Source organism: Cohnella sp. OV330, from assembly GCF_900112065.1.
Classification (GTDB): domain Bacteria; phylum Bacillota; class Bacilli; order Paenibacillales; family Paenibacillaceae; genus Cohnella.
The window spans coordinates 162,442-188,721 of the sequence record NZ_FOKE01000013.1; the positions used below are offsets into that span (position 1 = coordinate 162,442).

At 58.9% G+C, this 26,280-nt stretch carries 13 protein-coding genes; 11 read left to right on the forward strand and 2 right to left on the reverse strand.

Translation table 11 applies throughout. From position 1 onward, the window contains the following. Nucleotides 1–47 precede the first annotated feature (47 nt). From BM235_RS26460 to BM235_RS26490, 7 genes are all read left to right on the forward strand, one after another. On the forward strand, nt 48–641 hold the full coding sequence (locus BM235_RS26460) for a TetR/AcrR family transcriptional regulator (RefSeq protein WP_158543796.1): 594 nt from the start codon (nt 48–50) through the stop codon (nt 639–641). Between the two features lie 187 nt (nt 642–828). Then, nucleotides 829–2,367, forward strand: a complete 1,539-nt coding sequence (locus tag BM235_RS26465; protein WP_090117249.1) for a response regulator transcription factor — start codon at nt 829–831, stop codon at nt 2,365–2,367. 7 nt (nt 2,368–2,374) lie between these two features. Beyond that, nucleotides 2,375–4,108, forward strand: a complete 1,734-nt coding sequence (locus BM235_RS26470; protein WP_090117250.1) for a sensor histidine kinase — start codon at nt 2,375–2,377, stop codon at nt 4,106–4,108. A 762-nt stretch (nt 4,109–4,870) separates the two neighbouring features. Then, nucleotides 4,871–6,262 carry an extracellular solute-binding protein gene (locus BM235_RS26475; RefSeq protein WP_255374612.1) on the forward strand — a complete coding sequence of 464 codons (1,392 nt, stop codon included), beginning with the start codon at nt 4,871–4,873 and terminating at the stop codon, nt 6,260–6,262. Between the two features lie 22 nt (nt 6,263–6,284). Further along, nucleotides 6,285–7,247 (forward strand): carbohydrate ABC transporter permease, encoded by a 963-nt coding sequence (locus BM235_RS26480; protein ID WP_255374613.1) that lies wholly within the window; start codon nt 6,285–6,287, stop codon nt 7,245–7,247. Continuing rightward, nucleotides 7,244–8,065 carry a carbohydrate ABC transporter permease gene (locus tag BM235_RS26485; protein WP_090117252.1) on the forward strand — a complete coding sequence of 274 codons (822 nt, stop codon included), beginning with the start codon at nt 7,244–7,246 and terminating at the stop codon, nt 8,063–8,065. The genes BM235_RS26480 and BM235_RS26485 overlap by 4 nt, the downstream gene beginning before the upstream one ends. A gap of 267 nt (nt 8,066–8,332) precedes the next feature. Continuing rightward, on the forward strand, nt 8,333–11,320 hold the full coding sequence (locus BM235_RS26490; RefSeq protein WP_090117253.1) for a glycoside hydrolase family 2 TIM barrel-domain containing protein: 2,988 nt from the start codon (nt 8,333–8,335) through the stop codon (nt 11,318–11,320). 366 nt (nt 11,321–11,686) lie between these two features. Here BM235_RS26490 and BM235_RS26500 read toward each other — a convergent pair whose 3' ends face one another. Both BM235_RS26500 and BM235_RS26505 read right to left on the reverse strand, forming a co-directional pair. Continuing rightward, nucleotides 11,687–13,939, reverse strand: coding sequence for a helix-turn-helix domain-containing protein (locus BM235_RS26500; protein ID WP_090117255.1), 2,253 nt, complete (start codon nt 13,937–13,939; stop codon nt 11,687–11,689). Between the two features lie 356 nt (nt 13,940–14,295). Continuing rightward, nucleotides 14,296–16,590 carry a right-handed parallel beta-helix repeat-containing protein gene (locus BM235_RS26505; RefSeq protein ID WP_090117256.1) on the reverse strand — a complete coding sequence of 765 codons (2,295 nt, stop codon included), beginning with the start codon at nt 16,588–16,590 and terminating at the stop codon, nt 14,296–14,298. A 689-nt stretch (nt 16,591–17,279) separates the two neighbouring features. On the opposite strand from BM235_RS26505, the gene BM235_RS26510 reads away from it, so the two are divergent. The 4 genes from BM235_RS26510 (at nt 17,280) to BM235_RS26525 (ending at nt 26,242) form a co-directional block, all read left to right on the forward strand. Next, nucleotides 17,280–18,170: a carbohydrate ABC transporter permease gene (locus BM235_RS26510; RefSeq protein WP_090117257.1), complete on the forward strand. Its 891-nt coding sequence runs from the start codon at nt 17,280–17,282 to the stop codon at nt 18,168–18,170. Nucleotides 18,171–18,231: 61 nt separating this feature from the next. Further along, nucleotides 18,232–19,824 carry an extracellular solute-binding protein gene (locus BM235_RS26515; protein WP_090117258.1) on the forward strand — a complete coding sequence of 531 codons (1,593 nt, stop codon included), beginning with the start codon at nt 18,232–18,234 and terminating at the stop codon, nt 19,822–19,824. A gap of 79 nt (nt 19,825–19,903) precedes the next feature. Beyond that, nucleotides 19,904–20,824 (forward strand): ABC transporter permease, encoded by a 921-nt coding sequence (locus BM235_RS26520; protein WP_255374614.1) that lies wholly within the window; start codon nt 19,904–19,906, stop codon nt 20,822–20,824. Between the two features lie 105 nt (nt 20,825–20,929). Then, on the forward strand, nt 20,930–26,242 hold the full coding sequence (locus BM235_RS26525; RefSeq protein ID WP_090117259.1) for a DUF4962 domain-containing protein: 5,313 nt from the start codon (nt 20,930–20,932) through the stop codon (nt 26,240–26,242). The last annotated feature ends 38 nt before the right edge of the window (nt 26,243–26,280 follow it).

Genomic DNA, 26,280 nt, shown 5'->3' on the forward strand with positions numbered 1-26,280 from the left:
AATATATTTCATCATTTTCCGGGTCGGCGGAAATAAGGAGCATGCGCATGAACGGGTTCGAGAAACGAGCGCAGCAAATCAAAGAAAAAATCCGCGGCGCAACGCTGGAGATATTGCGAGAAGCAGGGCCCGGGAAGCTGCGTATCGCCGATCTGTCCAAGCGGGCCGGCGTCTCGCAGGTTACGATCTACAACTACTTCGGCAGCAAGGAAGCGGTGGTCCGGGACGCGTTCAAATCTTACATGGACCGTGCGGTCGAGGCGTTCGAGGCTTACATGCGCGAAGGACATTCGATGCGCGAGCAGATTGCCCATATTTTGCAGCTGGAGAAGGATTCGTACCGCGATTTTCCGCCGGGCCTGATCAAAGAGATGCTGGCGGAGGACGCGGAACTGGCTGCGTATATCGACACGTTGTACAAGGAAAGGACCGTTCCCTGGACCGTTCGCCTCATCGAAGAAGGCAAAGCCGCCGGCGAGATCTCGGGGCGCGTCGACGCGGAGCACGTACTGGCTTTTATCCAGTTGTACATGAACCAATATCAAACGTTGCTGGAGATGGCGGAGCGGAGCGAGGACAAGGACAGCTTCCTGGAGGGAATGGTCCATATGTTCTTCTACGGGGTTTGCGGGAAGGAATAGCGTACGTTGCGCAGGACGCACGGAGAAGCGCCTCCGTTCGTCCTTTTTTTGCGCGCTCCGCAGCCCCTGCCGACGCTATGCCCGATGCGGTTCGGACGCTGCCCGATTGACGAATCGGCCTCGGTTAACGGATGATACTCCTATTGATCCATTCGGAAGACCCCAGGTCAGGAAGGAGCCGGTCGGAATGAATCCCGTGAAAGTCATGATCGTGGACGACGAAGTGCTGGCGATCGAGCATCTGAAGAGCCTCGTCTCCTGGGAAGCGCTCGGCTACGAGATCGTCTGCACGGCGACGCGCCCCGCGCAAGTGCCCGAGCTGGCCCGCAAGCATCGCCCCGACCTCGTCCTTATGGACATCGTCATGCCCGGTCAAGACGGCCTGGCGCTCAGCAAGACGCTGCTCGCGGAAGGCACGGCGCTGAAAATCGTGCTGCTGACCTCGTACAAGGAATTCGAGTACGCCAAGGAGGCCGTCCGGCTCGGCGTCGCCAGCTACTGGGTGAAGCACGAGATGGACGCCGATACCTTCAGCCGCGAGCTGGGCGGCCTGCGCGAGGAGATCGTCCAAGCCCGCAGCGCGCTGCGTAACGGTCGGGATCGGCTGCTGATCGACTGGCTCGGCGGGCGGGAGCTGTCCGACGCCGGCTGGCGGACGGCGACGGACGGGCGCTGCGACAGCTTCGACCGCTGGCAGCTCGTCGTCCTCCGGCCCGACCGCCCGCCGTTCTCGCTGCCCGGGATGCCGGCGCTTCCGCCGCTGCCGGACGCCTGGCCCGCTTCGAACGAGCCCGGCCTGCTGGCGGCCCTCCCCTTTCTGGAGGAGTACTTCGTGCTCCTCTACGGAGACGTCGCCGCCCGCGGCGAAGGACGCCTTCGCGAGACGGCCGAAGCGCGGGCGGTCGAGGCGGCGGCCGCGCTGGCATGCCTCGCGGGCGGCACGGTCTCGGCCGCAAGCGCCCACGGGTTGGCGGACCGCGACGCGGTGCCCGGACGGCTCGCCGAAGGCTTGAGGCGGCTTGGGCTCGCCGTTTATTACGGGCCGCGGCAGCTGTTCAGGCTGAACGAGCCGCCGCCCGAGGCGGCCGCGGCAGCTGCCGGCACCTTCGACTGGAGCGCGGGGCTTGCCGCCGTGCGGGGAAGGCTTCAAGAGGGGCGGTATGCGGAGGCTGCACTCGGACTGCCCGGCCTGTTCGCGCAGGCGGGCGCCGCGATGGACGTCCCCGGCCTGTCCGAGCTGTGCCGCCAGCTCGCATCCGCGATCGCCGGCTGCCGCGCGCAGCTCGGCATGTCCGACCCGGCCGAGCCGCAGGATGCCGCGGGCTGGACGTCGCTGGCAGCGATCGAGGCCGCGTTCGCGGAGCGGATCGCCGCCCTCGAAGCGGCGGCCGGCGCGCCGGCCGCCTCGCGCAAGGTGCGCGCGGCCATCGCGTACCTGGAGCGGCACTACGCCGATCCGGATATCGGCGCCGACGCCGTTGCCGGCCATCTGGGCATCAGCCGCGATCACCTGCGCCACGTCTTCAAGGAGGAGACCGGCCATACGGTGCTCGACCGCCTGACCGAGATCCGCATGGCGCAGGCGAAGCGGATGCTCGCGGACGGCTCGCTCAAGATCTACGAGATCGCGGAGCGCGTCGGCTACCGCAACGGCCAGTATTTCAGCCAGGTATTCCGCAAGCAGACGGGCATGAATCCGAACGAATACACGGAGAAACGCAGGTGAGCGCCGCATGCGCATGAAGATCCGCACCAAGATCATGGCGAGCGCCGCGCTTGTCGTCTCGTTGTCGCTCGCCGTGAGCGGCTTCTTTATTTACGACTACGCCCGCAATATCATCCGCGACCAATCGATCAAGGACAGCCGGACGAAGCTCGCGCAGATTTCTTTCCAGCTGGGCAAGATTCAGGAGCAGGTCGCCAAGACGGCCGAGTACATCGTGTCCGACGAGGAGATCGCGGACCAGATCTACGGGCAGCCGGGCGACAGCATCGAATCCGAATACTTTCGCAAGCAGGCGGTCCAGGAAAAGCTGGGCAGGTTCGTCGCGCTCGGCAACTTCATCTTGAACGTGCTGATCGTGCCGCCAAGCGGGGAGACGTACTCGAACTTCAGCGGCTACGAGGACTATTTCGCCGACTATCTGAAGCAGGACTGGTTCGCCAAGCTGGCCGGCGAGCGAAGCGCCTACAGCGAGCCGCACTCGTTTTTTTACATCAGCGGGCAGCGGCAGGTCGTCAGCTACGTGCTCAAATACCGGCCCATCGGCATCAACGCGTCGGCGGACAGCTATCTCGTCATCGACGTCGCCTACTCGGAGCTGTCCAACGTCTTCCTCCAAACCGCGCGGGACTTCGAGCAGATCGAGCTGTACTCCGGCCAGGGCGCGCTGCTGTACGCCGCGAACGAGGAGCTGCCCGCGGCGGACCGCGACTTCATGGCGCGCGCGCTCGGCCCGGACGCGGACTATGCCGAGGACGACAGCCGCATCGCGCTCGCCGACGGCGGCATGAACTACGGCTGGCGCCAGACGGCGCTCCTGTCCAAGCATACGCTTTTCGAGAAAATCAACCGGATCTTCTACTTCTACGTCCTCATCATCCTCTGCGGCATCGTGGCGTCGACGGTCGTCATGCTCCCGATCATCGTGGGCCTCACCCGTCCGCTCATCCGCCTGACGAACGCGATGAAGCGCGTCGCCGTCGGCGATCTGGGCACGACGGTAGACATCCGCAGCGGGGACGAGCTGGAGATTCTGGGCGGCGGCTTCAACCGGATGGTCGGCGACCTGAAGGAGACGATCCAGGCCTCGGTACGCAGCGAAGCGGACAAAAGGCAAATGCAGATCGACCTGCTCATGGCGCAGATCAATCCCCACTTTTTGTACAATGCGCTCAATACGGTCATCTACCTGTCCCATGCCGGGCGCAGCGCGGAAGCCGCGGAGGTGACCCAGGCGCTCATCGCCATTTTGCAGGATACGATCAAGACGGGCGAAGGCGCGGTGCGAGCGCCGCTCGCCGACGAGAAGCGCATCGTGGACAAGTATGCGGTCATTCAGCAGACCCGTTATCCCGGCCGCTTCCGACTAATCTGGGAAGCCGACGAAGCGCTTCTCCCCCGCTCGGTCCCCCGGATGGCGCTGCAGCCGCTCGTGGAAAACGCGATTCTGCACGGCATCGTCCCCTCGGATGCGGAGACCGGCACGATTACGCTGCGCGCTTACCGGGATGGCCCGGACCTTTGCCTCGAGGTGGAGGACGACGGCCTCGGCATGACGCTGCCCGCCGCCGGCTGGCTGCCTCGCGGCGGCGCCGGACATGAACGGACGCGCGGCATCGGCCTGTCCAACATTCAAGAGCGGCTCCGCTCGCACTTCGGCGCGCGGGCGCGGCTCGAGGTCGAGAGCGAGCCGGGGCATGGCACGCTCGCCCGCATCCGGCTGCCCTGGACGGAGCCGGGCTGACGCCGCGGCGCGGTGCGGCGCCGGGGCCTGCCTTGCTTAGCTTGGTTAGCTTAGTTTGGCTTGGCTTGGCTCGCATCGCCTTGATCGGCTCGCATTGCCGCCTTGTGCGCTGCCTTACACTCAATATCTCTATGTTGCAAAGAACGTGACAAAATAGCCGACGTTAGCGCCTATTTGCGCTTATCGACACCGTCCGGAGCGTCGCAGTTGCAGCGTTAGTGCCCTTTTGCGCTTATCGACACCGTCCGGAGCGTCGTAGTTGCGGCGTTAGTGCCCTTTTGCGCTTATCGGCACCGTCCGAGCGTCGCAGAGGCGGCGTTAGTGCACATTTGCGCCTATCGGCACCGTCCGGAGCGTCGCAGTTGCGGCGTTAGTGCACATTTGCGCTTATCGGTATGGAGTTGCGCGGTTTTTCCGCCCGAGCGGCGGTTTCTACGGGAGTTGCGCGGTTTTTCCGTGTAACTCCGCTCCCGAGCGGCGGTTTCTACGGGAGTTGCGCGGTTTTCCCGTGTAACTCCGCTCCCGGGCGGCGGTTTCTACGGAAGTTCCGCGGTTTCCCCGTGCAACTCCGCTCCCGAGCGGCGGTTCTACGGGAGTTGCGCGGTTTTTCCGTGCAACTCCGTTCCCGGCGGGTCGTTGCGCCGACGAACCTCCGGATTTTATACAAAATCGCCGGTTTCCCGCATTATCCGGACAGGCTCCCCCGGGTTACGATATTCATGCAAGCACTTACAACGAAGTTCTATAGGGGGTCCATCCAAAGTGAATCACTTGCTCACGAAAAGCCGTACAGCCGGCGCGCTCTCGCTGCTCCTGCTCTCCGGCGCGCTCGCGGCCTGCGGCGGCAACGGCAACGAAAACAACGGCGCATCGCCGTCCGCTTCGTCTCCCGCGGCAAGCAGCGCAGGCGCCTCGTCCTCCGCGCCCGCGGCCAGCGCCGACCCGACGCAGCTTAGCGGCACGGTCAAGGTGTGGGATTGGGACGAAGCGTTCCAGAAAGGCATGATCGCCGAGTTTAACAAAACCTACCCGAACATCAAGGTCGAGGTTACCGTCGTTAACCCGAACGACTACCTGCAGAAGCTGCAAAGCGGCATCGCCTCCGGCTCGGACGTGCCGGACGTCATCCTCGGCGAATCCGCCTACCGCGGCAAGCTGTTCGATCTCGGCGTGCTCGACAACCTCGAAGGCGCGCCTTACAACTTCGACAAGAGCTCGGTGCTTGATTTCACCGTCCCGTACATCTCGAACGGCAAGGGCGAAGTCATCGCGGTCGACCAGGCGATCACGCCGGCCGGCTTCGCGTATCGCCGCGACCTCGCCAAGGAATACTGGGGCACCGACGATCCCGCCGAGCTGGAGAAGCTCATCTCCACCTGGGACGACTTCGTCGCCAAGGGCAAGGAGCTGAAGGACAAGAGCGGCGGCAAGGTGCTCATGATGCCCGGCCTCGGCGACGCGTTCATCGCGCTGAAGGGCCAGAACTTCGCATCGTACGTGAATGGCACCGAAGTCGATCTGACTGCCAAGGTCAAGGAGCCGCTGACTCGCCTGTTCGAGATGCGCGACGCCGGCATCCTGGGCAAAAACGAGCTGTGGACGCCGGCCTGGTCGGCCTCGATGGCCAAGGGCGAGTTCATGTTCTATCCGATGGCCCCGTGGGGACCGAAGTGGCACATCTCGGCCAACGATCCGGAAGGCAAAGGACGCTGGGGTCTCGTCAAGGCGCCGGAGGGCGGCTTCACCCGCGGCGGCACCGCCGTCGGCATTTACAAAGACAGCAAAAACAAGGAAGCGGCCTGGGCGTTCGTGCAGTATGCGTACCTGTCCGATGAAGGCTCCGCCTACAACTTCAAGACATTCGGCAACATGACCGGCTCCAAGTCGTTCTATGAGACGCATAAGGACCTGATCGAAGCGCCGGGACCGTACGACGAATTCTTCGGCGGCCAGAACCTGGCGAAGTACTTCATGGAGAAAATCGTGCCCGACATGAAGGGCGAGCCGCAGTCGAAGTACGACTCGGTCGTGGACGGCGTGTTCAACGCGCTGTACCCGCTCTGGACGAAGGATACGTCGGTCACCGCGGACGCCGCGCTGCAGAAATTCATTTCAGAGACCAAAAACAAAGCGTCGGACGCGACCGTCAAGTAACCTACAGAATAGAGGGATGAACGTGAACGCGGAGCAAAGCCTCGCACCGGCCGCCGCCACCTCCGCCGCATCCCGCAAACGCAGATGGGGGCCACATTTGTGGCCCTATCTTTTCGCGCTGCCGTTTGTGCTGGCTTATGCGGCTTTTCAACTGTACCCGGTCCTCTACTCCTTCGTGCTGAGCCTGCATGACTGGAACGGCATTAGCGAGAAAACGTATATCGGCTTCAAAAACTACGTCCAGCTGTGGACGAACGACCCCTTGTTCATCAAGTCGCTGTGGAACACGCTGATCATGATGGTCATGTTCATCCCCCTCACGCTGATCCTCGGCCTCGTGCTCGCGTACTGGACGTTCCAGCTGACGCGGGGCAAGCGCCTGTTCCAGACGATCAACGTGCTGCCGTACATCACGACGCCCGTCGCGATCGGCTTCATCTTCTCCTACCTGTTCGACTGGCAGACCGGGCTCGTCAACCTGCTGCTGACGAAGTTCGGCTGGCTGCAGGAAGGCTTCTACTGGCTGCAGGACCCTTGGGGCTCGCGCGCGATCATCGCCTTGATGGTCATCTGGCGCAATCTCGGCTACTTCATGATCATCTTCATGGCCGGCATGACGGTCATTCCGCAGGACGTGTACGAAGCGGCCAAAATGGACGGTTCGACGGGCCTGCACACATTCCGCAAGATCACGATGCCGCTGCTGCGCAACATCACCGTATTCCTCGTCGTTACCTCGGTCATCGGCGGGCTGCAGCTGTTCGACGAGCCGAAGCTGCTGTACGGCGGCTGGTCGGGCTCCGCGCAGGTCGGCGGACCGGACAACACGGCGCTTACCGTCATTTGGAAATTCGTGGACGAATCGTTCATTTCCAATACGCGTTTCGGGTACGCCTCCTCGATCGCCTACTCGCTGTTCGTCATCATCGTATTCTTCTCGATCTTGAGCTACCGGCTGACGGCGCCGAAGGAGGACAAGCGATGAACGCGGCAAAAACGGCAAAAACGCTCATGTGGATCTGTCTCATCGTCATCTCGGCGCTGTCCCTGTTTCCGTTTTACATCATGATCGTCATGGGCACGCACTACAACGAGGACCTGTTCAAGGGCATCCCGATCCTGCCCGGAAACTATCTGGCCCACAATCTCAAGACGGTCATGTCCGCCGACTTCATGGGCGTCTACCTCAACAGCCTGATCGTGTCGGTCGTCTCCGTCGTCCTGGCAACGCTGACGAGCACGCTGATCGGCTACGCGCTCGCGAAGTTCGAATTCCGCGGACGGAAGGCGCTGCAGACGTTCGTCGTCCTGACCATGATGGTGCCTACGCAGGTCGGCCTGATCGGCTACATCATCGAAATGCGCAACCTCGGCGTAGGCAATACGCTGTGGCCGGTCATCCTCGTGTGGGCGGCGTTTCCGTTCGGCGCGTTCTTCATGGTCCAGTTCATCCGCGATTCGATCCCCAACGACTTGCTGGAGTGCGCGCGCATCGACGGATGCTCGGAGCCGGGCATCTTCGCCCGGATCGTGCTGCCGATCATGAAGCCGGGTCTCGCGACGCTCGCCACGCTCGTCTTCCTGTGGTCGTGGAACAACTACCTGCTCCCGCTCGTGACGATCAACAAGTCGGAATGGTACACGCTGCCGATCTTCATCTCGAACCTCGGCATCGTCCACCGCACCGACTACGCGGCGCGGATGCTCGCGCTGACGCTGACGACCGTGCCGGTGCTGATCCTGTTCGTGCTGGGGTCGAAGACGTTTATGAAGGGATTGACCGCGGGGGCGGTCAAGGGTTAGGGCAGGCGTCTGCCGCGACAAACGTTGCAGCGTTGCTCGCGTGGAGACTGCTCGATCGTACGGTGGTAGCACGCCGCATGTTGAGGCTGGTCGGCGACTTGAATAACTGCATTCATGCAGTTATTCGCGCCGGACGGCCTCTTCTTGCCGCGGATAACTGCTAAATTGCGCTTAAAACCATTGATCGACTCCGCGACACAGACTTCGGAACGCTGGAAGTGCGCGAAGGTTACATAAAGTTACTTAGTAGAACGGAGTGTTGCGACGATGCGGATGAACGACAGACAGATGCGGCTGGACGGAGAATGGCGGTTCCTGCTCGATCCGGACGATCGGTATGCGGATGCGCCGCCGGACGACGCCTTCGGCGAAGGCACGATTCAGGTACCCGGCTCCTGGGAGGAGCAGGGTTATGGGGACGAGCCGCCGTTCGGCCAGATCGATACTTGGACCAAGGTCCGCGAGTACGAGGGCGCGGCGTGGTATCGGACGACGTTTCGCGTCGGGGACGGGGAGTCAGCGGACTGGACCGGGACGGCGACGGAAGGCGGTCGCGGAACGGGTGCCGTTGCCGGCGACCGGGCCGACGCAGCGAGCGCAGCGGAAGGCGGCGCGGATCGATTGTCCGAGGCAGCCTGGGCGCTGAGGATCGCTGGCGCGCGCTGGACGACGGAGGTATGGGTCAACGGCGCGTATGCGGGCAGGCAAGACAGCCTGTCCGCGCCTCACGTACACCTGTTGGAGGGCCTTGTCCGAAATAGCGCGAACGAGCTGACCGTCCGCGTGGACAACCGGATGCGGCTGCCGCTCGCGGACAGCCATATTCATACGCGCCATACGGCCACGGCCTGGGGCGGCATCACGGGCGGCGTGCGGCTCGCGCGGCTTGCCCCCGCGCGGATCGCGCGCATCGCCATCGAGCCCGATCCGGCGGCCGGCCTCTTTCGCTGCCGGGTGACGGCTCGCGGCGAGCTCGCGCCGGGCGACGCCGTCGTCGCGACGTTCCGCGCGCCGGACGGCGAGACGTTCATCGCGACCGCGGCGTTCGTCCCGGCCGACGCGGCTAACGCCGTGCCGGGTGACGAAGACAACGCGAGCGGATCGCGCGATTCCGCCGCGGCGCCCTTCCTCGCGGAGCTCGCCTGCGTGCTAGGCGAAGCGCCCGCGCTGTGGAGCGACGTCCGGCCGCAGCTGTACGACGCCGAATTCGCGCTTGTCCGCGACGGCGAGACTCTGGACCGGACGACAAGGCGCCCTGGCCTGCGGCGACTCGCAGCCGAAGGCAAGCGTCTGCTGCTGAACGGGCATCCCGTCTGGCTGCGCGGCTACGTCGACTGCTGCATCTTCCCCCTGACCGGGTATCCCGTCTGGGACAAAGCGCATTACGAGCGTCAATTCCGCATTGCGAAGTCGTACGGCTTTAATCATATCCGGCTGCATGGGTGGACGGCCCCGAAGCCGTTCTGGGAAGCGGCCGACGAGGCAGGCATGCTCGTACAGGCCGAGCTGCCGCATTGGTCGGCGCACTATCAACCGCGCGGGGCCGAGCCGCCCGCCGACGTCGACGCCTTCCTCGAAGCGGAGCTCAGGCGCATTTACGCGCAGTTGAACGCGCATCCGTCCTTTGTCCTGTTCGCGATGGGCAACGAGCTCGTCGAAGACAACGGCCACCCGCGCTTGAACGAGCTTGTCCGGCTCGCCCGCGAGCTCGATCCGACGCGGCTCGCCACGGACAACACCGGCTTCGGGCAACTGCCGGAGCAGGACCGCGAGGGCGACTTCTTCATCCCGTCGTTCAACTGGCACGCGCCGCTCAAGACCGAGGAGATCGCGATGCCCGCCACGGAACGCGACTTTTCCGCCGTCGCCAGGCTCAGCGCCAAGCCGGTTATCGGGCACGAGCATGCGCAGTTCGCGATGTACGCGCGCCCCGAGGAGAAGGCCAAGTACACAGGCGTCCTGCGTCCGACTTGGCTGGAGACGATCGAAGAGACGTTGGCGGAGAAAGGATTGGCGTCGCGCGTGCCCGCGTTCATTGAAGCGACCGGCACCCATCAGGCTCGGGCGCTCAAGGAAGCGATGGAGCGGGCGCGCCGGACGCCGGACGCGGCGGGCGTGCAGCTGCTGGACATTCGCGACTTTCCCGGACAAGGCCATGCGACGACGGGGCTGCTAGACGCGTTCTGGGACAGCAAGGGGACGATCGAGCCGGCGCGCGTGCTGGATTTCAACGGCCCTACGGTACTGCTGATGTCCTGCGCCACGCGTACGCTTTTCGCCGGCGAGCGCATATCCGTCCGATTGTCCGTCTCCCATTACGGCGAGGCGCCCGTACTGGAAGGACGCGTAGCATGGCGGTTGTCCTCTGGCGGGCGAACGCTTGCGGAAGGGGAACTGGCCGTGGCAGGTCTAAACGCCGGGGAAGTGACCGAGGCCGGCGTCGTTCAGGTCGGATGCGGCGCGGACGCCGAGGCCGCCGAGCTTGTGCTCGAGGCGCGGTGGGCAGACCTCGGCACGGCGACGGACGCGGCGAAGATCCGCAATGCCTGGTCGTTCTGGGCGTTTCCCCGGGTCGCGTACGGCGATACCGAGGCGATATGGACCAGCGCGCCCGCCCTTAAATCCGTGTTGTACGGCGCGATCCACGAGCCGAACGCGCGCTTCGATCCCCGCCTCGATCCCGTGCGGCGCGGCGTCCGCCTCGCGATCGTCGAGCGTCTCACGACCAACGTGCTCCAGTACCTCGTCGCGGGCGGCCGCGTGCTGCTGCTCCCCGGCGAATCCGAGCTGTACGACGCCGTCATGACCAAGTACCTGCCCGTGTTCTGGAACTATCTCATGTTCTCCGAGCAGGCGGGCGGCACGATGGGCGCGATCGTACGGGACCATCCGGCGCTCGGCGGCTTCCCGCACGACGGCCGTTCGGACTGGCAGTGGTACCATCTGCTGAACGGCACGCCGGCCATCTGCCTGGACGCGGCGCCGGGCATTAGTCCGATCGTCGAGATCGTGGACAACTTCAACCGCGCCAAGCGCCTCGCCGCCGTCTTCGAGGCGCGCGTCGGAGCGGGCCGCCTGCTCGTGTCCACGCTGGCTTGGCGGACGCCGGCCGACTTCAAGCGACCCGAATCCGCCTATCTGTTCGGCGAGCTGCTGGACTATGCCCTCGGCGATCACTTCGAGCCCGAAGCAGAGTTGACCGTCGGGCAGCTGCTCGGCATGGTGCGACTGCGCGGCATCCATTCGTTCTTATAGCGATCACGGCGCAGTTGCTGTCCCTTCTCTCAACCGGCGGGGACAATGACTGCGTTTGTCTTTGCTTTCGTCCCGATTTGTATCGCGCAATTGTGCATGATCCCGCAACAGCGGCGCGTTCATCGGGGGGCTATCAAGCAAAAGTGCATCATTCAGCGCTTAATATTTGCAAAAAATGGCCATTTGCCGGGATGCATCATGCAGATTTGCGCGATAGACACGGTAAAACCCGCTTGTTGGCTGCCTATCCTGCACTTTTGCACGATGCAAGAATTCTTGTCTATTCCTGCTTGTCTATCCTGCACTTTTGCGCCATGCGCGAGGTCTTGCTTTTTCCGCCCTCGCATGACGATCTCCCGCCCCGCCTCAGCTCCCCGTCTGCCGATACTCCGCCGGCGTCAGCCCGGTATATTTCTTGAACACCTTGTAAAAGTACGTGCTGTTGTTGTACCCCGTCCTCTGCGAGATCTCCTCGATCGAGTGCGGCGTGGCGACGAGCAGCTCCTTGGCCCGCTCCACGCGATACTCGTTCAAATAATCCGGCACCGACTTCAACGTGAGCTTTTTGAAAATACGGCCGAGATACGCGGGAGACATATCGAGCATCTCCGCGATCTTGTACAGCGACAGCTCCCGGTCGGCATACTGCTGCCGGATGATGTCGTCGATCGAGGCGATCAAGTTATCGTGCTTCGCATTGTTTTTCTTTTCCCGGAAGCCCTGGCACAGCTGATCGATCAGCTCGCCGAAGTGATCGCGGACATCCTGCAGCGTCTCCAGCTGGTGCATCCGCTGGACGAAGGCGCCGAAGTCGTAGTCGGCCGCCGCGCCGGAGCCCTTGTCCATATAAGCCGTCGCCGAGCTGATCGAGAAGGCAAGCTGGTTGAACAGCATGTTGTAAACGAGATAAACGGGCGGATCGACGCAGCGGACGATCTCGTCGAACCGCCTCCTGGCTTCTTCGGCTTTGCCCAGCTTAAGCGTCTCCAGCATATTGTGCTCGAGCGTGGCCGGATAGATGAAGGCCGCGGTCGCCTGCGGCCGATGCCGGCGGCCGTGCAGCAAGCAGCGATAGCCTTCGGTGAACTTGAACTCCCATTGCAGGTGCGCCTCCTCGTACAAGTCGGACACCTCCGCGAGACCGTCGCCGATCCGGCTGACGGACGCGGACAACGACAGGCGTAAATATCGCTCGGTCGCATCCTGAACGCGCCTGACGGCTTCGTGGATCGACGGCTCGGCCAGCGCGCCGCCGTTCACGAGGACGGCGATCGTCTTCTCGTCCATATCGACGCACTCGCGGGCGCCGCCCATCGCGGCGAAGCACTCGGAGACGATATTCATGACGCCGTACTTCAGGAGCACCCGGTCGTTGAACGGATACTGGCCGGCGAACGCGTCGAACCGGTCGATCTCGAACAAGACGACGACGAAGTCGCCGGCAGGGTCCAGCGCAATATCGAGCGCCTTCATTTCCGATTCAAGGTTCGGCCGCCATCGGTGTCCGCCGTGACGCAGAAGCTGGCGCATGAAGTTCTGCTTGAGCTGGTAATCGTTGTTGCGCTTCTCTTTCACGAGCGCGTTCAGCTTGGCGAGCACTCTCTCGATCGGCTTGTAGAGCGATCTGGACAAGAAGAAGGATACGCTCAGTCCTAACAGTAGGATGATGAAGCAGACGATCAACACGGTCTTTTTCATCGCGTCGATTTTCCCCATGATCGTGTCGTAGGGGAGCACGCGCATGAAAATCCAGCCGGTGGCCTCGTGCTTGGAATAGACGACGAGCGAGCGGGCCCCCTCCACTTCGCCCACGAAGTAGCCTGTCTCGCGCTCCGCGGAGCCGTTCAGCGCTTTCCGGACATACGGCTTGCCGCTCAAGTTTTTAAGAAAGGGATACGACTCGGTGCTGGTCACGAGCGTGCCCTTGCCGTCGACGACGAACGTCGATCCGTTCTGGTTGCGGTCGAGGCTCGCGATCGTGTCCTTCATCCAACTCTCGGGCACGTTCAACATGACCATATTATCGATATCGCGGGACGCGCCCTGCAGATCGTAGAAGACGAACGTATAGACGTTGGCCGTCTTCGGGTCCTGAAAGGGCGTCGGGACGGGTAGGATTCGCGGAATCGGGGCGAGCCGCTTGTAATCGCCGAACCGCTCGACCAGTCTCTTCGCGTCTCCATCGTAAAAGTCCTGATAAGCTTGCACCGCGTTGGCGGAAGACATGGAGGCGGTGTAGAACGTTTTCGAGTTTTTACTATAAATGTAGATCGAATGGAAGGAGTAGTTCACGTTCAAATAGGTCTTCAGCCGGTTAAGCGCGTTGTTCGTCTCCATGACGGTGCCTGGGGACGCATAATGAAGCAGCTTGTCCAACTGGGGATCGGCATAGATCTGCAGCGCATAGTTGGTCGAGTAGTCGATCATCGACTTGGCGCCGTAGCTCGTCTGGGCCAGGCTGCTCTTCTCCGAGGCATAGATGTTGGATAAGGCGATCTTCTCGAAGCTCGTATACAGCGCGAAAGACAACGTCGCGATTGTGAGGACGATGCACACGCAAAACGAAAGAAAGATCTTGGCGTAAAGCTTGTTGGAGGTGCGTGCCTCGGCGGGGTTCATCGGAAGTCCAGGCTCCTTCGTCGGGCGGGTTATGTGCTCATTATTATAATGAATAACGCGGCGACAAGTAAGGGAAGGTGCAAAAAGTGTAGCGCGAATGCAATTCGTATAATCCTCCTTTACGAACAACAGTTGAGAATAACATACAAGCGATCCGGCACCGGAAGCTCTGGTGCCGGACCTTCATGTCAGTACCTGTATCGTAATTCGCTACATTGACGGTGTTCCTTTGGCCCAGAGACGATTTCGCGGTGATACAAGTTTAGGACTGGCGACAACCGATTTACCGCCGATTGTCTACATATTCCGTATCCCTGCACATCCTTTAAAAGGCGCGGAGCTGAGCTGGGCTCCGCTCATGGCGTCGTGCCGTAGGCCTGCAACTCGACAAATTGATTGTAAGGGTCTGCCGAGTTCCCGCCTATCCAATACCTCGCGTATCTAGCCAATACCGGCTGAAAGTTGACGGTTTTCCCACTGCCGCTTTCCGCATATACGGCGTTGACGCCATAACCTTGGCCGGCACTGTTGTCCTTGTCGTTATTGAATACGGTCGTCACGTAACTGCTGAAATCCGCTGTTTGCGAGAGTTGGACGATGACGTCCCTGTACGTTCTTCCATCGGAGAAAAAGTGCCACATCTTCACTTTGCTGACCTCATAAAGCACTCCCAAATCGATCTGCGCATAGACACTCTCATTGATTCCGCCTACTCCAACGTAGTCCGTCGTACTGCCATCCGTCAGTCGAGATGGCGAGCTCTCGTAGAGAACGGAACTGCTGCTGTACGTTGGCGTAAGGCCAGCTGAGAGAAGAGATGGAGCCGCCCCGTATTGGATCGCGCCGATGCTCGGGTTTGTGGGGTCCCACGGATAGCCGTAGTAATCAACGAAGCCGCTGCCTAGTGCAGATGCATATGCATTCGTTCCCGAGGCCTTGATGGGCGAATTCGCGCTCAATCGGAAATCCCGGTTCGCAAAGTCCACGAATAGCGGGTCGCCTTCCGTGTTTGCATTGCATGTGTCCGGAGTCGTATTAGGGCACGTATTCAACTCCGCGACGGTATAGTGAGCGGCGTTTGCCGGATCCTTGAAGCGAGCGACCACTGTACTGGAATCCCAGAACGCGTTGTTATTCACATGCAGTGTCCCAGTCACTTTGGGCGTAACATCGAGCGCCACCTGCGCATTCACGTCTCCGTTGTAGCCGTATTGCCCGAATATGTTATTGGCGATCACATTATTCGTCACATTGCTGGGTGCGGCATTGTAGTCAGTCACTTGAATGGAAAACTGGTCCGTATTGAGAAACGTATTGTTTACGATATACAAATCACGAGCTTCCAAAGGGATTTTGTTTACCGTACTCCCTTTTTCGTTCACTGGCCAGGGAGCGATATCGAGCGCATAAGGCTGCTGTTTTTGCGTAGATTGCGTGGTTAACGGAACCCCGACGAAAAGGTTGCTGTAAATTTGGTTGTTGCTTCCTCCAGCATGACTTACGCTTGTGAAATCATGAAAATAGTTGCGCCTGATTATGTTATTGGTCGTTTTTCCAGGTAACCCGATCACGCCGAAGGCATGCATGTAGCCGGACTCGCCTGCCGAAACGTCATTTAATTCGACGATCACGTTATGAACGCCGTGCGTGCTTGAGGTTGCAGATGCAGTACCCGTCTCCAGCGAAATGCCGCCGTGCCCGAAATTGACGACTTTATTTCCGCGAATGAGTCCCCCCTGCACCGCATCGAGGAGATAGATGCCTTCTCCGTTCAATTTGATAGCGGGATCGTTTTCATACGTCGTCCATACCTTGTCGATCACATTGTTCGTAATCGTAATGTCGGACACGTATTGATTCCATTCGGTTGGAGTAGGGTCCGCTTTATTGTAGGCATCGTTTTTCCATACCCGAACCCCGGTTTGAACCATTTGCCGAATCGTATTATTATCGATCGTGATATGGGAGCTTGGCGCGTCGATATCGACGATTCCGCCCTTAATATCCAGGTTCTGAATGGTTACGTAGTTTGTGTTTTTCATATTAACGGTGGATTTGCTGTCGCGAATAAGCTCCACGTTCTTCGGTGCGCCCGTCGTGGAACCGACGTATACCCAGCCGGATTTGATGTACCATTCGTAGGATTGGTCAACGTTGGCTTCGTTGGCGCTCGTATTCGTCGTATTCACCTTGTATTTGGATACGCCGTTAACGAACAGGCGCAACGCAGTGGAGAAGTTTATCGCATGTTTCCAACGGTTGCCGCCATCGTTAACCCAATTGTCGTCAAGTCGGGTCAGGGTGGTGATGATCGGGGCGGCTCCGGCACCGTACGCACCGATCGTGATGGGCGAAGCGCTGCTCCCCGATTTATTTCTAAGATCAAGGCTGCCTTCCCAGACATCTCCTCGTTTGAATAGAATGGTTACTCCGGGGGCGATCAGGCTGATCGCCGCATTAATCGTTTTTTTGGGCTGGTCGATGGTACCTGAATTCGAATCACTGCCGGTCGAGCTGGAGAAGTAGTACACGGTTCCGCTGGCGGACGCAACCCGGGCCTGTGGGAAGGCAAAGGAGCCGACCGACATAACGAGGGTCAGAAAGGCAAACAACACGATTTTGAATGTCGACGCTTTAAATACTGATAACATGAAATCACTCCTCCAAAAATGGTACGTGCAAGGAACTCAACCTGCGCTGACGTTTTCACGGCCATTCGGATGCAAGTTCAAGCTGCTATTGCATGTAAGGAGAGCGATCACCTGCCTTTTCGAACATTCGTTCGAAGGATATCTATATCAAGCCAACCGTACAGACCTTCCTCGCAGTGCGAGCAAGCGGCAGGTTGGCGGGATACTCGGATTTCGTGATCGGTATGGAAGAAGCTAGAACGGGTAGGCGATCGAAAACGCCAGAAAAGAAGAGTGGGTATATCGCTGAGGATAATCGCATTGTAACGAATGCATCCATTTCATGTAAGTCGATGTACGAAAAGTATACGGAAAGATGTAATTTGTATAGATTGAAACACGAAGACCTAACGGCGTTTTGCTGCCGCTAGGTCTTCGTGTTTACGCTACGACTCCAACCGGTTTTCCGCGCGGAATTCACCGGAAACCTAGCCTTAATCGGGTGTTTTGGGCTCGCTATTATACCGAAAATGCAGATTCAAATTCAGTAAAGATGCGAAAAGTGTAAAGCAAGTCGGATTTGTATAGTTCGGATTCGCAAAAAAGTAGAGCCTTTTCGTCGATTTGTGAAGTATACAGGCCCCCCGCCGCTCTTCTAGTATGGAATCAGGAAATCGATTGTCCCCAGCAACGGACGGACGGAGGGCTTCATGAAAAAAAAAGCACGGATAGAAATGTATTCGTTTCAGATCATCGGCTATGTCTTCATCTCGTTGTTCGCGGCCTTGTGCCTGATTCCGTTTCTCATGATCGCGGCCGGCTCCTTAACGGAGGAGTCCCATATCGTGAAAAACGGCTACAGCCTCTTCCCGAGCGCTTTTTCATTAGAAGCGTATGCGCTCATCTTCAAAAATCCGAAGCAGATCATCGGCGCCTACGAGATCACGTTGCTCGTCACAGCGGTAGGCACGCTGGCCGCGCTGCTGCTGACGACGATGACGGCTTACGTCCTTCAGCGCAAGGATTTTGCCATGCGCAACGCGTTCGCTTTCTACTTTTTCTTCACGACGCTGTTCTCCGGCGGCCTGGTGCCCTGGTACATCCTGATCGTCAAGTACCTGGGCTGGAAAGATTCGGTGCTCGCCTTGATCGTGCCTTCCTTGCTCAACGTGTTCTATATCATCATCATGAGAGCGTTCATTAGCTCGACGATTCCCGACGCGATCAGCGAGTCGGCCAAGATCGACGGCGCCGGGGACTTCCGGATCTTCGCGTCGATTATCCTGCCGCTCAGCAAGCCCGCGCTCGCGACGATCGGACTGTTCATCGCGCTCCACTATTGGAACGACTGGTATCTTGCCACCCTGTTCATCAACAAGGACCATTTATATCCGCTGCAATATTTTCTCTATAAAATTCTAAGCAGCATCGCGTTCGCCAACTCGTCGGTGGCGCAGCAGGGCTCGTTCGTCGTCGACGCGCCGAAGGAATCGTTCAAGCTGGCCATGACCGTCGTCGCGACCGGACCGATCGTGCTGCTGTATCCATTCGTGCAAAAGTACTTCATCCAGGGCATCACGATCGGCGCCGTCAAAGGATGAATCCGGCCTCAAGCCGGTTTATCGCATATAAACAATAGGATCTGAAGGGGTGCGTGCGTCAATGATGAAAGGATCGAAAGCGCTAATGGCCGCTGGGCTGGCAGCGGCGGTACTAGCCGGTTGTTCGTCCAACTCGGGAAACAATTCCTCGGCTTCGCCCACGGCGAGCGAGAGCGGGAGTCCATCCGCAAGCCCAAGCGCAAGTCCAAGCGCGAGCGCGGCGCCGGAAGCGAACAAACCGGATACGTCCAAAGAAGTAAAGCTCAAAATGTACCTGATCGGAGACGCGCCCAAGGATCTCGGGCTCGTGTACGACGAGGTCAACAAGCTGATGAAGAAAGACATCAACGCCACGATCGAGCCGATGTTCCTGTCTTGGGGGGATTACGCCCAGAAATACCCGCTGCTGTTCGCGACGGGCGAAGACTTCGACCTGGTCTTCTCCGCCAATTGGAACAAGTACGGAGCGCAAGCGGACAAGGGGGCCTTCCTTGAGCTCACCCCTGAGATGCTGAATACCTACATGCCGCAAACGATGCAGGAGATGCCTCCGGAAGCTTGGGAGCAGGCGAAGGTGAAGGACAAGATTTACATGGTGCCTTCTTCGTACAAGGAATTCTCCCATACCGTCGTCGGCGTCCGAGGCGATCTGCGGGAAAAGTATGGCATCGCGGAGCTGAAGACGGTCGACGACTTCGAGAAGTATCTGGATGCGATCGCCAAAAACGAGCCGGGTCTGGTCCCGTTCGATGCAGGCGCTAGCACTTATGCGACCGGCGATCTGATCATCAATACCGAGTTCACGCCCAAGCTGATCATCGGCAGTTCGGGCGTCTCGATCGACCTGAAGGATACGTCCGGCAAGCTGATCGACATCTCGCAGACGCCGCAATACATGGAATACGCTAAGAAAATGGCCGATTGGAACAAAAAAGGCTACTGGTCCAAAAATGCGCTGCTCAACAAAACGCCGATCAAAGACTCGTTCCTGGCCGGCAAGAGCGCCTCCATGGCCGGCAATCTGCTCGATATGAGTCTCGGCATCGCGACGGCCAATCAAAACCACCCGGAATGGAAGGCCGAGCTGTTCGACCTGTACAACGGGGCGGCGACCTTCGTCAATCCGTATACCGGTAACGGCGTGTCCATTAACGCCAACTCGAAAAATCCCGAGCGCGCACTCATGGCGCTTGATCTGCTGCGCAATAATGAAGCCTACTTCAACTTGACGACGTACGGCATCGCGGGCACGCATTATGAAATGACGGCCGACGGCAAAGTACAGGCGCTCGGCGGCACGGAGTCCGGCTTCAAGGTCGACTCCGGCTCGCCGTGGGGGTGGAGAACGGCTGCGCTGTACAAGCCGCAAGCAGATCAGCCGCCTGCGTTCAAGGCGATCCAGGATACCTGGGCCAAAACCGCCGTCACGAACCCGCTGCTCAACTTCGTATTCGATACAACAAATGTGAAAAACGAACTGGCCGCGCTTAAAAACGTCGCGGAACAGTACCGGACGCCGATCACGCTCGGGGTCGTGGACGATCCCGTCGCGGCGGTGAATACGCTGAACGCCAAGTACAAGGAGGCCGGCCTCGAGAAGGTCGTGACCGAAGCGCAAAAACAAATCGACGCATTCCTGCAGGGCCAAAAATAACTAGCTTAAGAGGACGGGAGAGACGCGGTGCCGCTAAGCCCGACGTCTCTCCCGTTTCGTTTGATTGGAGGAGATTACCTTGCATCCCAAAAGAATATGGCGCGACCTGCGCAACAACCGCACGCTATACTGGATGATCCTGCCTTCCGCGGTGTTCTTCTTCGTTTTTTGCTATTTTCCGATGGCCGGCATGATCGTGGCGTTCAAGGGTTATTCGTATGCCAACGGCATTTTCGGCAGCCCTTGGGTCGGATTCGACAACTTTCAATTTTTCTTTCAATCAGGCAAGGCATGGCTCGTGACGAAAAATACGGTTCTTTACAATTTGGCGTTCATGATCGTGAACAACCTGCTGGAGATCACGATAGCCATCGTCCTCTTCGAGCTGGCGGGCAAGTATTTCAAGAAATTTTTGCAGTCGGTCATCTTCCTCCCGTACTTCATCTCCTGGGTGGTTGCCGGCGCGATCGTATACAACTTGTTCAACTTCGAATTCGGCGCGATCAACACGTTCCTCAAGTCGATCGGCGTCTCTCCGGTCAATTTTTATAACAATCCCGATCTGTGGCCATATATCCTGGTGTTTTTCAGCGCGTGGAAATCCGTCGGGTACGGCACCGTCGTCTATCTGGCGACGATCGCCGGGATCGACAAGGAGATGTACGAGGCGGCCAAGATCGACGGCGCGAACGTCTATCAGCGCATCCTTCGCATCACAGTACCTTCGATCGTCCCGACGATCGTCGTGCTGCTCCTGCTTAAGGTCAGCCAGATAGCGAGAGGCGACTTCGGCATGTTTTACCAGTTAATCGGAGGCAACGGGCCGCTATACGACAAGACGGACGTCATCGACACGTACTCGTTTCGCGCGCTGCTCGATCTGCAGGAGTTCGGGATGGCCGCCGCAGTGGGCTTGTATCAGTCCGTGCTGTGCTTCGCGATCATTCTGATCACGAACGAATCAGTCAAACGGGTTCGCAAGGACAGTGCGCTGTTCTAAGCGGTCGGTACATGAATGGAGGTGATGCGAAGGTCGGATCGGAGTTGGCAAGAACAAGCTAGCTGCAAGAAACGGCAACGAAATGAATAAGGGAGGCCGAACGATTTGATCAAACGTACGCGGCAAAGCAGAGTTTCAGCATTCATGGTCATGATCATGGGGTTAAGTTTATTTCTAAACTTGATCCCGTATCCGCATGCAAGCGCGGCTGTCGACAGCGCTGTCCTAGGACCCGAACTGGTGGCGAACCCAGGGTTCGAGCAGGTATCCGACGGCATGCCGGCGAATTGGACGAAGTATGCGAGCGGCACCCCTGCGGGTATTACCGTCGAAGCGGTCACAGACCAGGCAGCGGAAGGTTCATACAGCGCCAAGCTCACAGACACATCCACCGCCGCCGCAGCAGGCATTCAAAGTTCAAAGATTCCCTACTCGCCCGGAACGTCTTATAACGCCAGCGCCAAAGTTAGAGTCGAAGCCGGCGGCGTTTCCATGATCATTCGCTACTTCAAAGCCGACAATACGTCAACGCAAACTGTCACAAGCAGCAAAGGTACGGGTACACAATGGCAAACGCTTCAGCTTAGCGCGACCCCGCCTGCGGATACCGTGGATATTCAATTAATTCTGGTCGTTCCCAGCTCCCATAACGTCGGCACGATCTATGTGGACGATACGTCGTTTAAGACGAACGAATTGCTCCTGAACCCCAGCTTTGAAGCTGTGACCGGCACCAGGCCCGACGGCTGGACCGCTACGGATCATGGCGCGTCCTCCAGCATCGCTACCGTGATTGGAGCCGTTTATTCGGCTCACGGCAACAAATCTTTGCACATGCTTGATTCTTCCACGACGGATGCTTATCGCGTAAAAAGCGCGGCGACGCCCATCGTTAGCGGCAAGACGTATGCGGCGTCGGTCAAAGCGAAAGCGATGTCCGGCACCGCAAGTCTGATCGTTCATTTCATCGGCTCTGCCGGACAAACATTCGTGGAAGCCCAATCAACCGGCACGGACAGCTGGGAAACGCTGACGCTGACTGCCGCCCCCCCCGCCGGGACGACCGATATCCAGGTTGAATTGTCAACTTCAGCCGCCGGGACGGCCGATCTTTACTTCGATCAGGCGACGCTGACGATATCCGGCTCCTCGCCTAGCCCTACACCGCCCCTTACGCCTTCGCCTACCCCAACGCTTACGCCGCCTCCTGTCGGATCACTGGAGTGGCCTATCGTTCGGGACCCGGCGTTAATGAGGCCATTTCAGCCTGCTGACGATCTCGTCACGACCCAGAATCCGCCCGATTTTGGCTGGCCTTTTATCGATAACGCCGATTCCTACGAATTGCAGGTATCGACGGACGGCGCCTTTCAGTCCATCGCCTACCAAAAAAACGGTATTACTTTTAATTACTATAACTTCCCTTACACCTTCGAAGACGGTCAGTCTTACTTCTGGAGAGTCCGGTTTCATAAGTCGGAAGGATGGTCGGCCTGGAGCGATGTCCGCAAGTTCCGCATCGACGCGGATTCCGTGCCCTTCCCTGTTCCTCCCGTATCAGAACTCATGGCGAAAGTGCCTGTTTCGCATCCTCGCGTACTGGCGACTGCCGATACGCTGAGCGAATTCCGTCTTAGAAAAGATGAAGGCGGCAAAAAAACGTTCGAACAGATTAAGTCGTTGGTAGACCTTACAAAACACACCATGCCAGGCGAGCCTTCCTCTGATAAAGACGACGACATACTCGATCAAACGACAGCGGTAACCGAGCCGATGATTAACGCCGCCTTCGTCTATCTGATTACAGGCAATACCGCGTACGGGAACTTTGCCAAGGAACGGTTGTTGCACATCTCCACCTGGAGAACCAAGGAAGGCCCTACCCAATACGATAACCATGCCGGCGGAAACGACCAGGTTCACCGAGAGATCGCGCTGAGCGGCGCGATGGCTTATGACTGGATCTATGATCTCCTCAGCCAGTCCGAGCGGGAAACCGTATTGACGATGGTCCATGATCGCGCCTCAACGATTGCGAACCATGTCCTGTACGGCAGTAAACCGATCTCTAGCGCACCCTACGATTCTCACGGCTGGACCGTGTATGGCTATTTGGGAATGATCGCCACGGCTTTGCTGCACGACGACATTAGCGTGAACGGGACGGTCGTCTCGGACGATGCCCAAGAATGGTTTAATCTGATCGTTCCAGCCTACATTAACTTGGCGCCCACCTGGGGCGGCGAGGACGGCGGTTGGGGCAACGGCGTCGGCTACTGGCAGTGGTCTACGATGAGCAACAAGAGGTTCGTAGACACGCTTTATGTTGCAACCGGTTTCAGCATTTACGATAAGGCGTTCAATCGCAACGAGTACCTGTACCCCCTCTACACGCTGCCTTTCGGCCAGAAAACCGGCGAACTCGGAGACAACATCGAGGGTTCGGGCGGTCTCGGAATCGATCGCGGCTATGTGCACGCCAGCTCGACGCGCAACGCGATGATGCAGCAGAACGAGGTGGCGCAGTGGTACGCGCAGCAATACAATTACAGCTTCACCAACTTCATTACTTATCTGTATGAAGACGTCAACCTGCCGGCGCGCCCTCCTGTCGAGTTGCCGACGGCCAAGTACTTCGATCAGATCGGCCTGGTCGCGATGCACTCCAGTCTATTCGATCCGAAGCGAATATCGCTCTATTTTAAATCCAGCAAATACGGCAGCTACAACCATACGCATGCGGATCAGAACGCTTTCGTCATTAAAGCGTTCGGAGAGGACCTCACCGTTGACGGCGGGTTCTATGACGCATACAATTCCGACCATAACGGGAATTATACCAGGCAGACGTTTGCCAAAAACGCTATCACGTACGACAACAAAAAAGGCCAAAAAGTCTTTGACATGACAGCTTCCGGTCAAATTACGGGTTTCGCGTCGAATAAGGACTTCGATGCGGCTGTCGGAGACGCTACCCAGGCTTACAACACGGATCCAAGCAACAACGGACTTGATCTGGCTCAGCGAAGCGTCATCTACGTGAAGCCTGGCGCCTTTGTGATCGTCGATAATCTGGATGCGCGCGCGCAAGGCGGCTCCAGCTTTGAATACTGGCTTCACGCCGACCGAAGCATGACGCAGGATGCGGAAAATAATGCGGTCACGATCGTACAAAACAAAGCGGCTCTGGACGTGAAGCTATACGCTCCGGGGTTAACGGCGATCCCCGTCACCGACAAGTATCTGGACGCCGATGGCGTTGAGCATCCGCCTCTTGCAAAATCTCAATGGGCGGACGTCAAACGGCTTCATGGCGGGTTTGCGACGCCAAAAACGGAGTATGCGACGATCGTTTCTACCTATGTGCCCTATCAGGTCGGCACCACGCCGCAGCATATTGTCTCCGAGGATCACGGCACCTATAGAAAGCTGCACTTCTCCGACGGAACGGACGTTTATGTACGTACCGCGCAAAGCGGCGTCGTAGACACCGGCACCATGCAATTCGACGGCATCGCGGCTACGATAAAAGGAGAGTCCATACTACTGGTCGGCGGTACCCGATTGGTCATGAACGGAGTGACGAGGATCAGCAGCACGCAGGCGGCGACGGTCGCGCTCTCCGGTGAAGAGCTGTCGATCACAAGTACGCAAGAGGCCCAAGTCAGCCTGCATAAATCGGACGTGACGACCGTGCTCGACGAAAAGTACCGCAGTCTTCCGAAGGGCGGCAGCGTCACGGAAGCCGTGTACGCGCGTGGCGTTCACTGGGATTCGGTAGGCAGCACCTTAACGCTGAATGTCGAGCCCGGCCAACACCACCTCCTTCTCGACGATGTCCCTGCGCCGGCTCCGATGGCTCCTATCTCCTATCCCATCGAGATTGACGGCAAGGCGTCGACGGTCACGCTGTCCGTGTATGGCGACGGACGAGGCGGCAGCGCCGCTTGGGGGTCGCTCTCGAACGCGGCTGGTCTGTACAAGGTTCTCGAGGCCCCGCCGGGCTTATACTTCGACAAGCTCACGATGGCGCAGCCGACCATCTTCTTGGGCGCGAACGCCCGTATTATTCTTCCTGATGTTTCCGGCACCTTGAAGCTGCGCAGCGTAGGGTCGGGCGAGACCACGCCAACGACCGCGACGCAAGATTATGACGCCGTCAAGGAAGGCATGGATGTGTTCGCGGAAGCCGAGAGCTTCGTAGAGACCGATGGAGGCTCGTTTAACGTATACAGCTCGCGGCCTTGGCTGTCGGGCGGCAAGGGCGTCAGCAACTGGGCGACGCTCGGTCAAAATATTACGTGGAATCTGGACGTTCCCGAGGCCGGCACCTACGATCTCGTCGTCAAATACGCCGCTTGGGAAGCGACCAGCGGTCTCCCCACGCGCCTCATTCAGCTAGGCGACCAATTCTATACGGCGGAAGCGGAGACCACATTTGATTGGGGGACGCAGCCGGAATATTGGAAAGCCCTCACCGTTCACTCGGGCACAGTTCTGCCTGCCGGTCCGGTACAGCTCAAAATGTGGAATATCAGAGGTCCCATGAACATGGACTGGATCGGCTTGGTCAAGACCGATGCGGCCGCCGAACCGACCGTCAAGGCGAGCCCGAGCGCAAGCGCGATAGCACCGGGTCAGCCGCTCGACGTCGGGCTCACGCTGGAACGGTCCGAACCGGCGGCTGGCATAGATCTGACGCTGTCCTACGATCCGGCTAAGTTTTCCTATAACGGATATGCAAAGGATTATGAGCAGCAGGCGGTGATCGTAACGAACGACGAAGCGTCAGGCATGCTGCGCATTCTGTCCGGACGCATCGGTAGCGGCATGCTTCCGGCAGACGTGCCCTTCCTGACGCTCCGCTTCCTGGCGAAGGCGGACGCGGCTGCAGGGGCGGCGAGCTTCACGACGTCAGCCGGATCAGCTTCTTCGGAATCCGGCGTGATCGAATCGTTGTCAGGCAGCACGGCGCAGGTCAGCATTTCGGAAAAAGCGTCCCTAGGAGAGTTAATCGCCCAAGCGGAAGCGACTCGCGACCAGGCTGTCGCGGGGACGATCACCGGTACCTTCTTCGGCTCCGTGCTGGCCGGGTTGAAGTCGGTGCTGTCCTCGGCCATCGATGCCGCTAAAGCGGTGTTTAATCAGGCTGACGCGCCAGAGATACAGGTGCAAGCGGCGAGAACGAACCTGTCTGCTGCGATCGCGGAATTCGAGTCCCATCGGATTACGGCGATGACGGGCAATATGGACGATAACCCGATCTTTAATATTGCCGATTTCGTAAGGGTATCCACCTATTACGGAAAAGATTCTTCCAGCTCGGATTGGGCGGAAGCGAGTCTTGCGGATATCACTAGAGACAGCGTCGTCGATATTGAAGATTTAGCGTTCATCGCTTTCCGGATTATCGGGTAACTGCTGGCGTTTTGACGCGGCGCCTCCTTGCTCTTGCG

Excerpts from the sequence above, each read along its gene's own strand:
- BM235_RS26460 (WP_158543796.1), top strand. The coding sequence starts at position 48 with ATGAACGGGTTCGAGAAACGAGCGCAGCAAATCAAAGAAAAAATCCGC.
- BM235_RS26465 (WP_090117249.1), top strand. The coding sequence starts at position 829 with ATGAATCCCGTGAAAGTCATGATCGTGGACGACGAAGTGCTGGCGATC.
- BM235_RS26470 (WP_090117250.1), top strand. The coding sequence starts at position 2,375 with ATGCGCATGAAGATCCGCACCAAGATCATGGCGAGCGCCGCGCTTGTC.
- BM235_RS26485 (WP_090117252.1), top strand. The coding sequence starts at position 7,244 with ATGAACGCGGCAAAAACGGCAAAAACGCTCATGTGGATCTGTCTCATC.
- BM235_RS26490 (WP_090117253.1), top strand. The coding sequence starts at position 8,333 with ATGCGGATGAACGACAGACAGATGCGGCTGGACGGAGAATGGCGGTTC.
- BM235_RS26500 (WP_090117255.1), bottom strand. The coding sequence starts at position 13,939 with ATGAACCCCGCCGAGGCACGCACCTCCAACAAGCTTTACGCCAAGATC.
- BM235_RS26505 (WP_090117256.1), bottom strand. The coding sequence starts at position 16,590 with ATGTTATCAGTATTTAAAGCGTCGACATTCAAAATCGTGTTGTTTGCC.
- BM235_RS26510 (WP_090117257.1), top strand. The coding sequence starts at position 17,280 with ATGAAAAAAAAAGCACGGATAGAAATGTATTCGTTTCAGATCATCGGC.
- BM235_RS26515 (WP_090117258.1), top strand. The coding sequence starts at position 18,232 with ATGATGAAAGGATCGAAAGCGCTAATGGCCGCTGGGCTGGCAGCGGCG.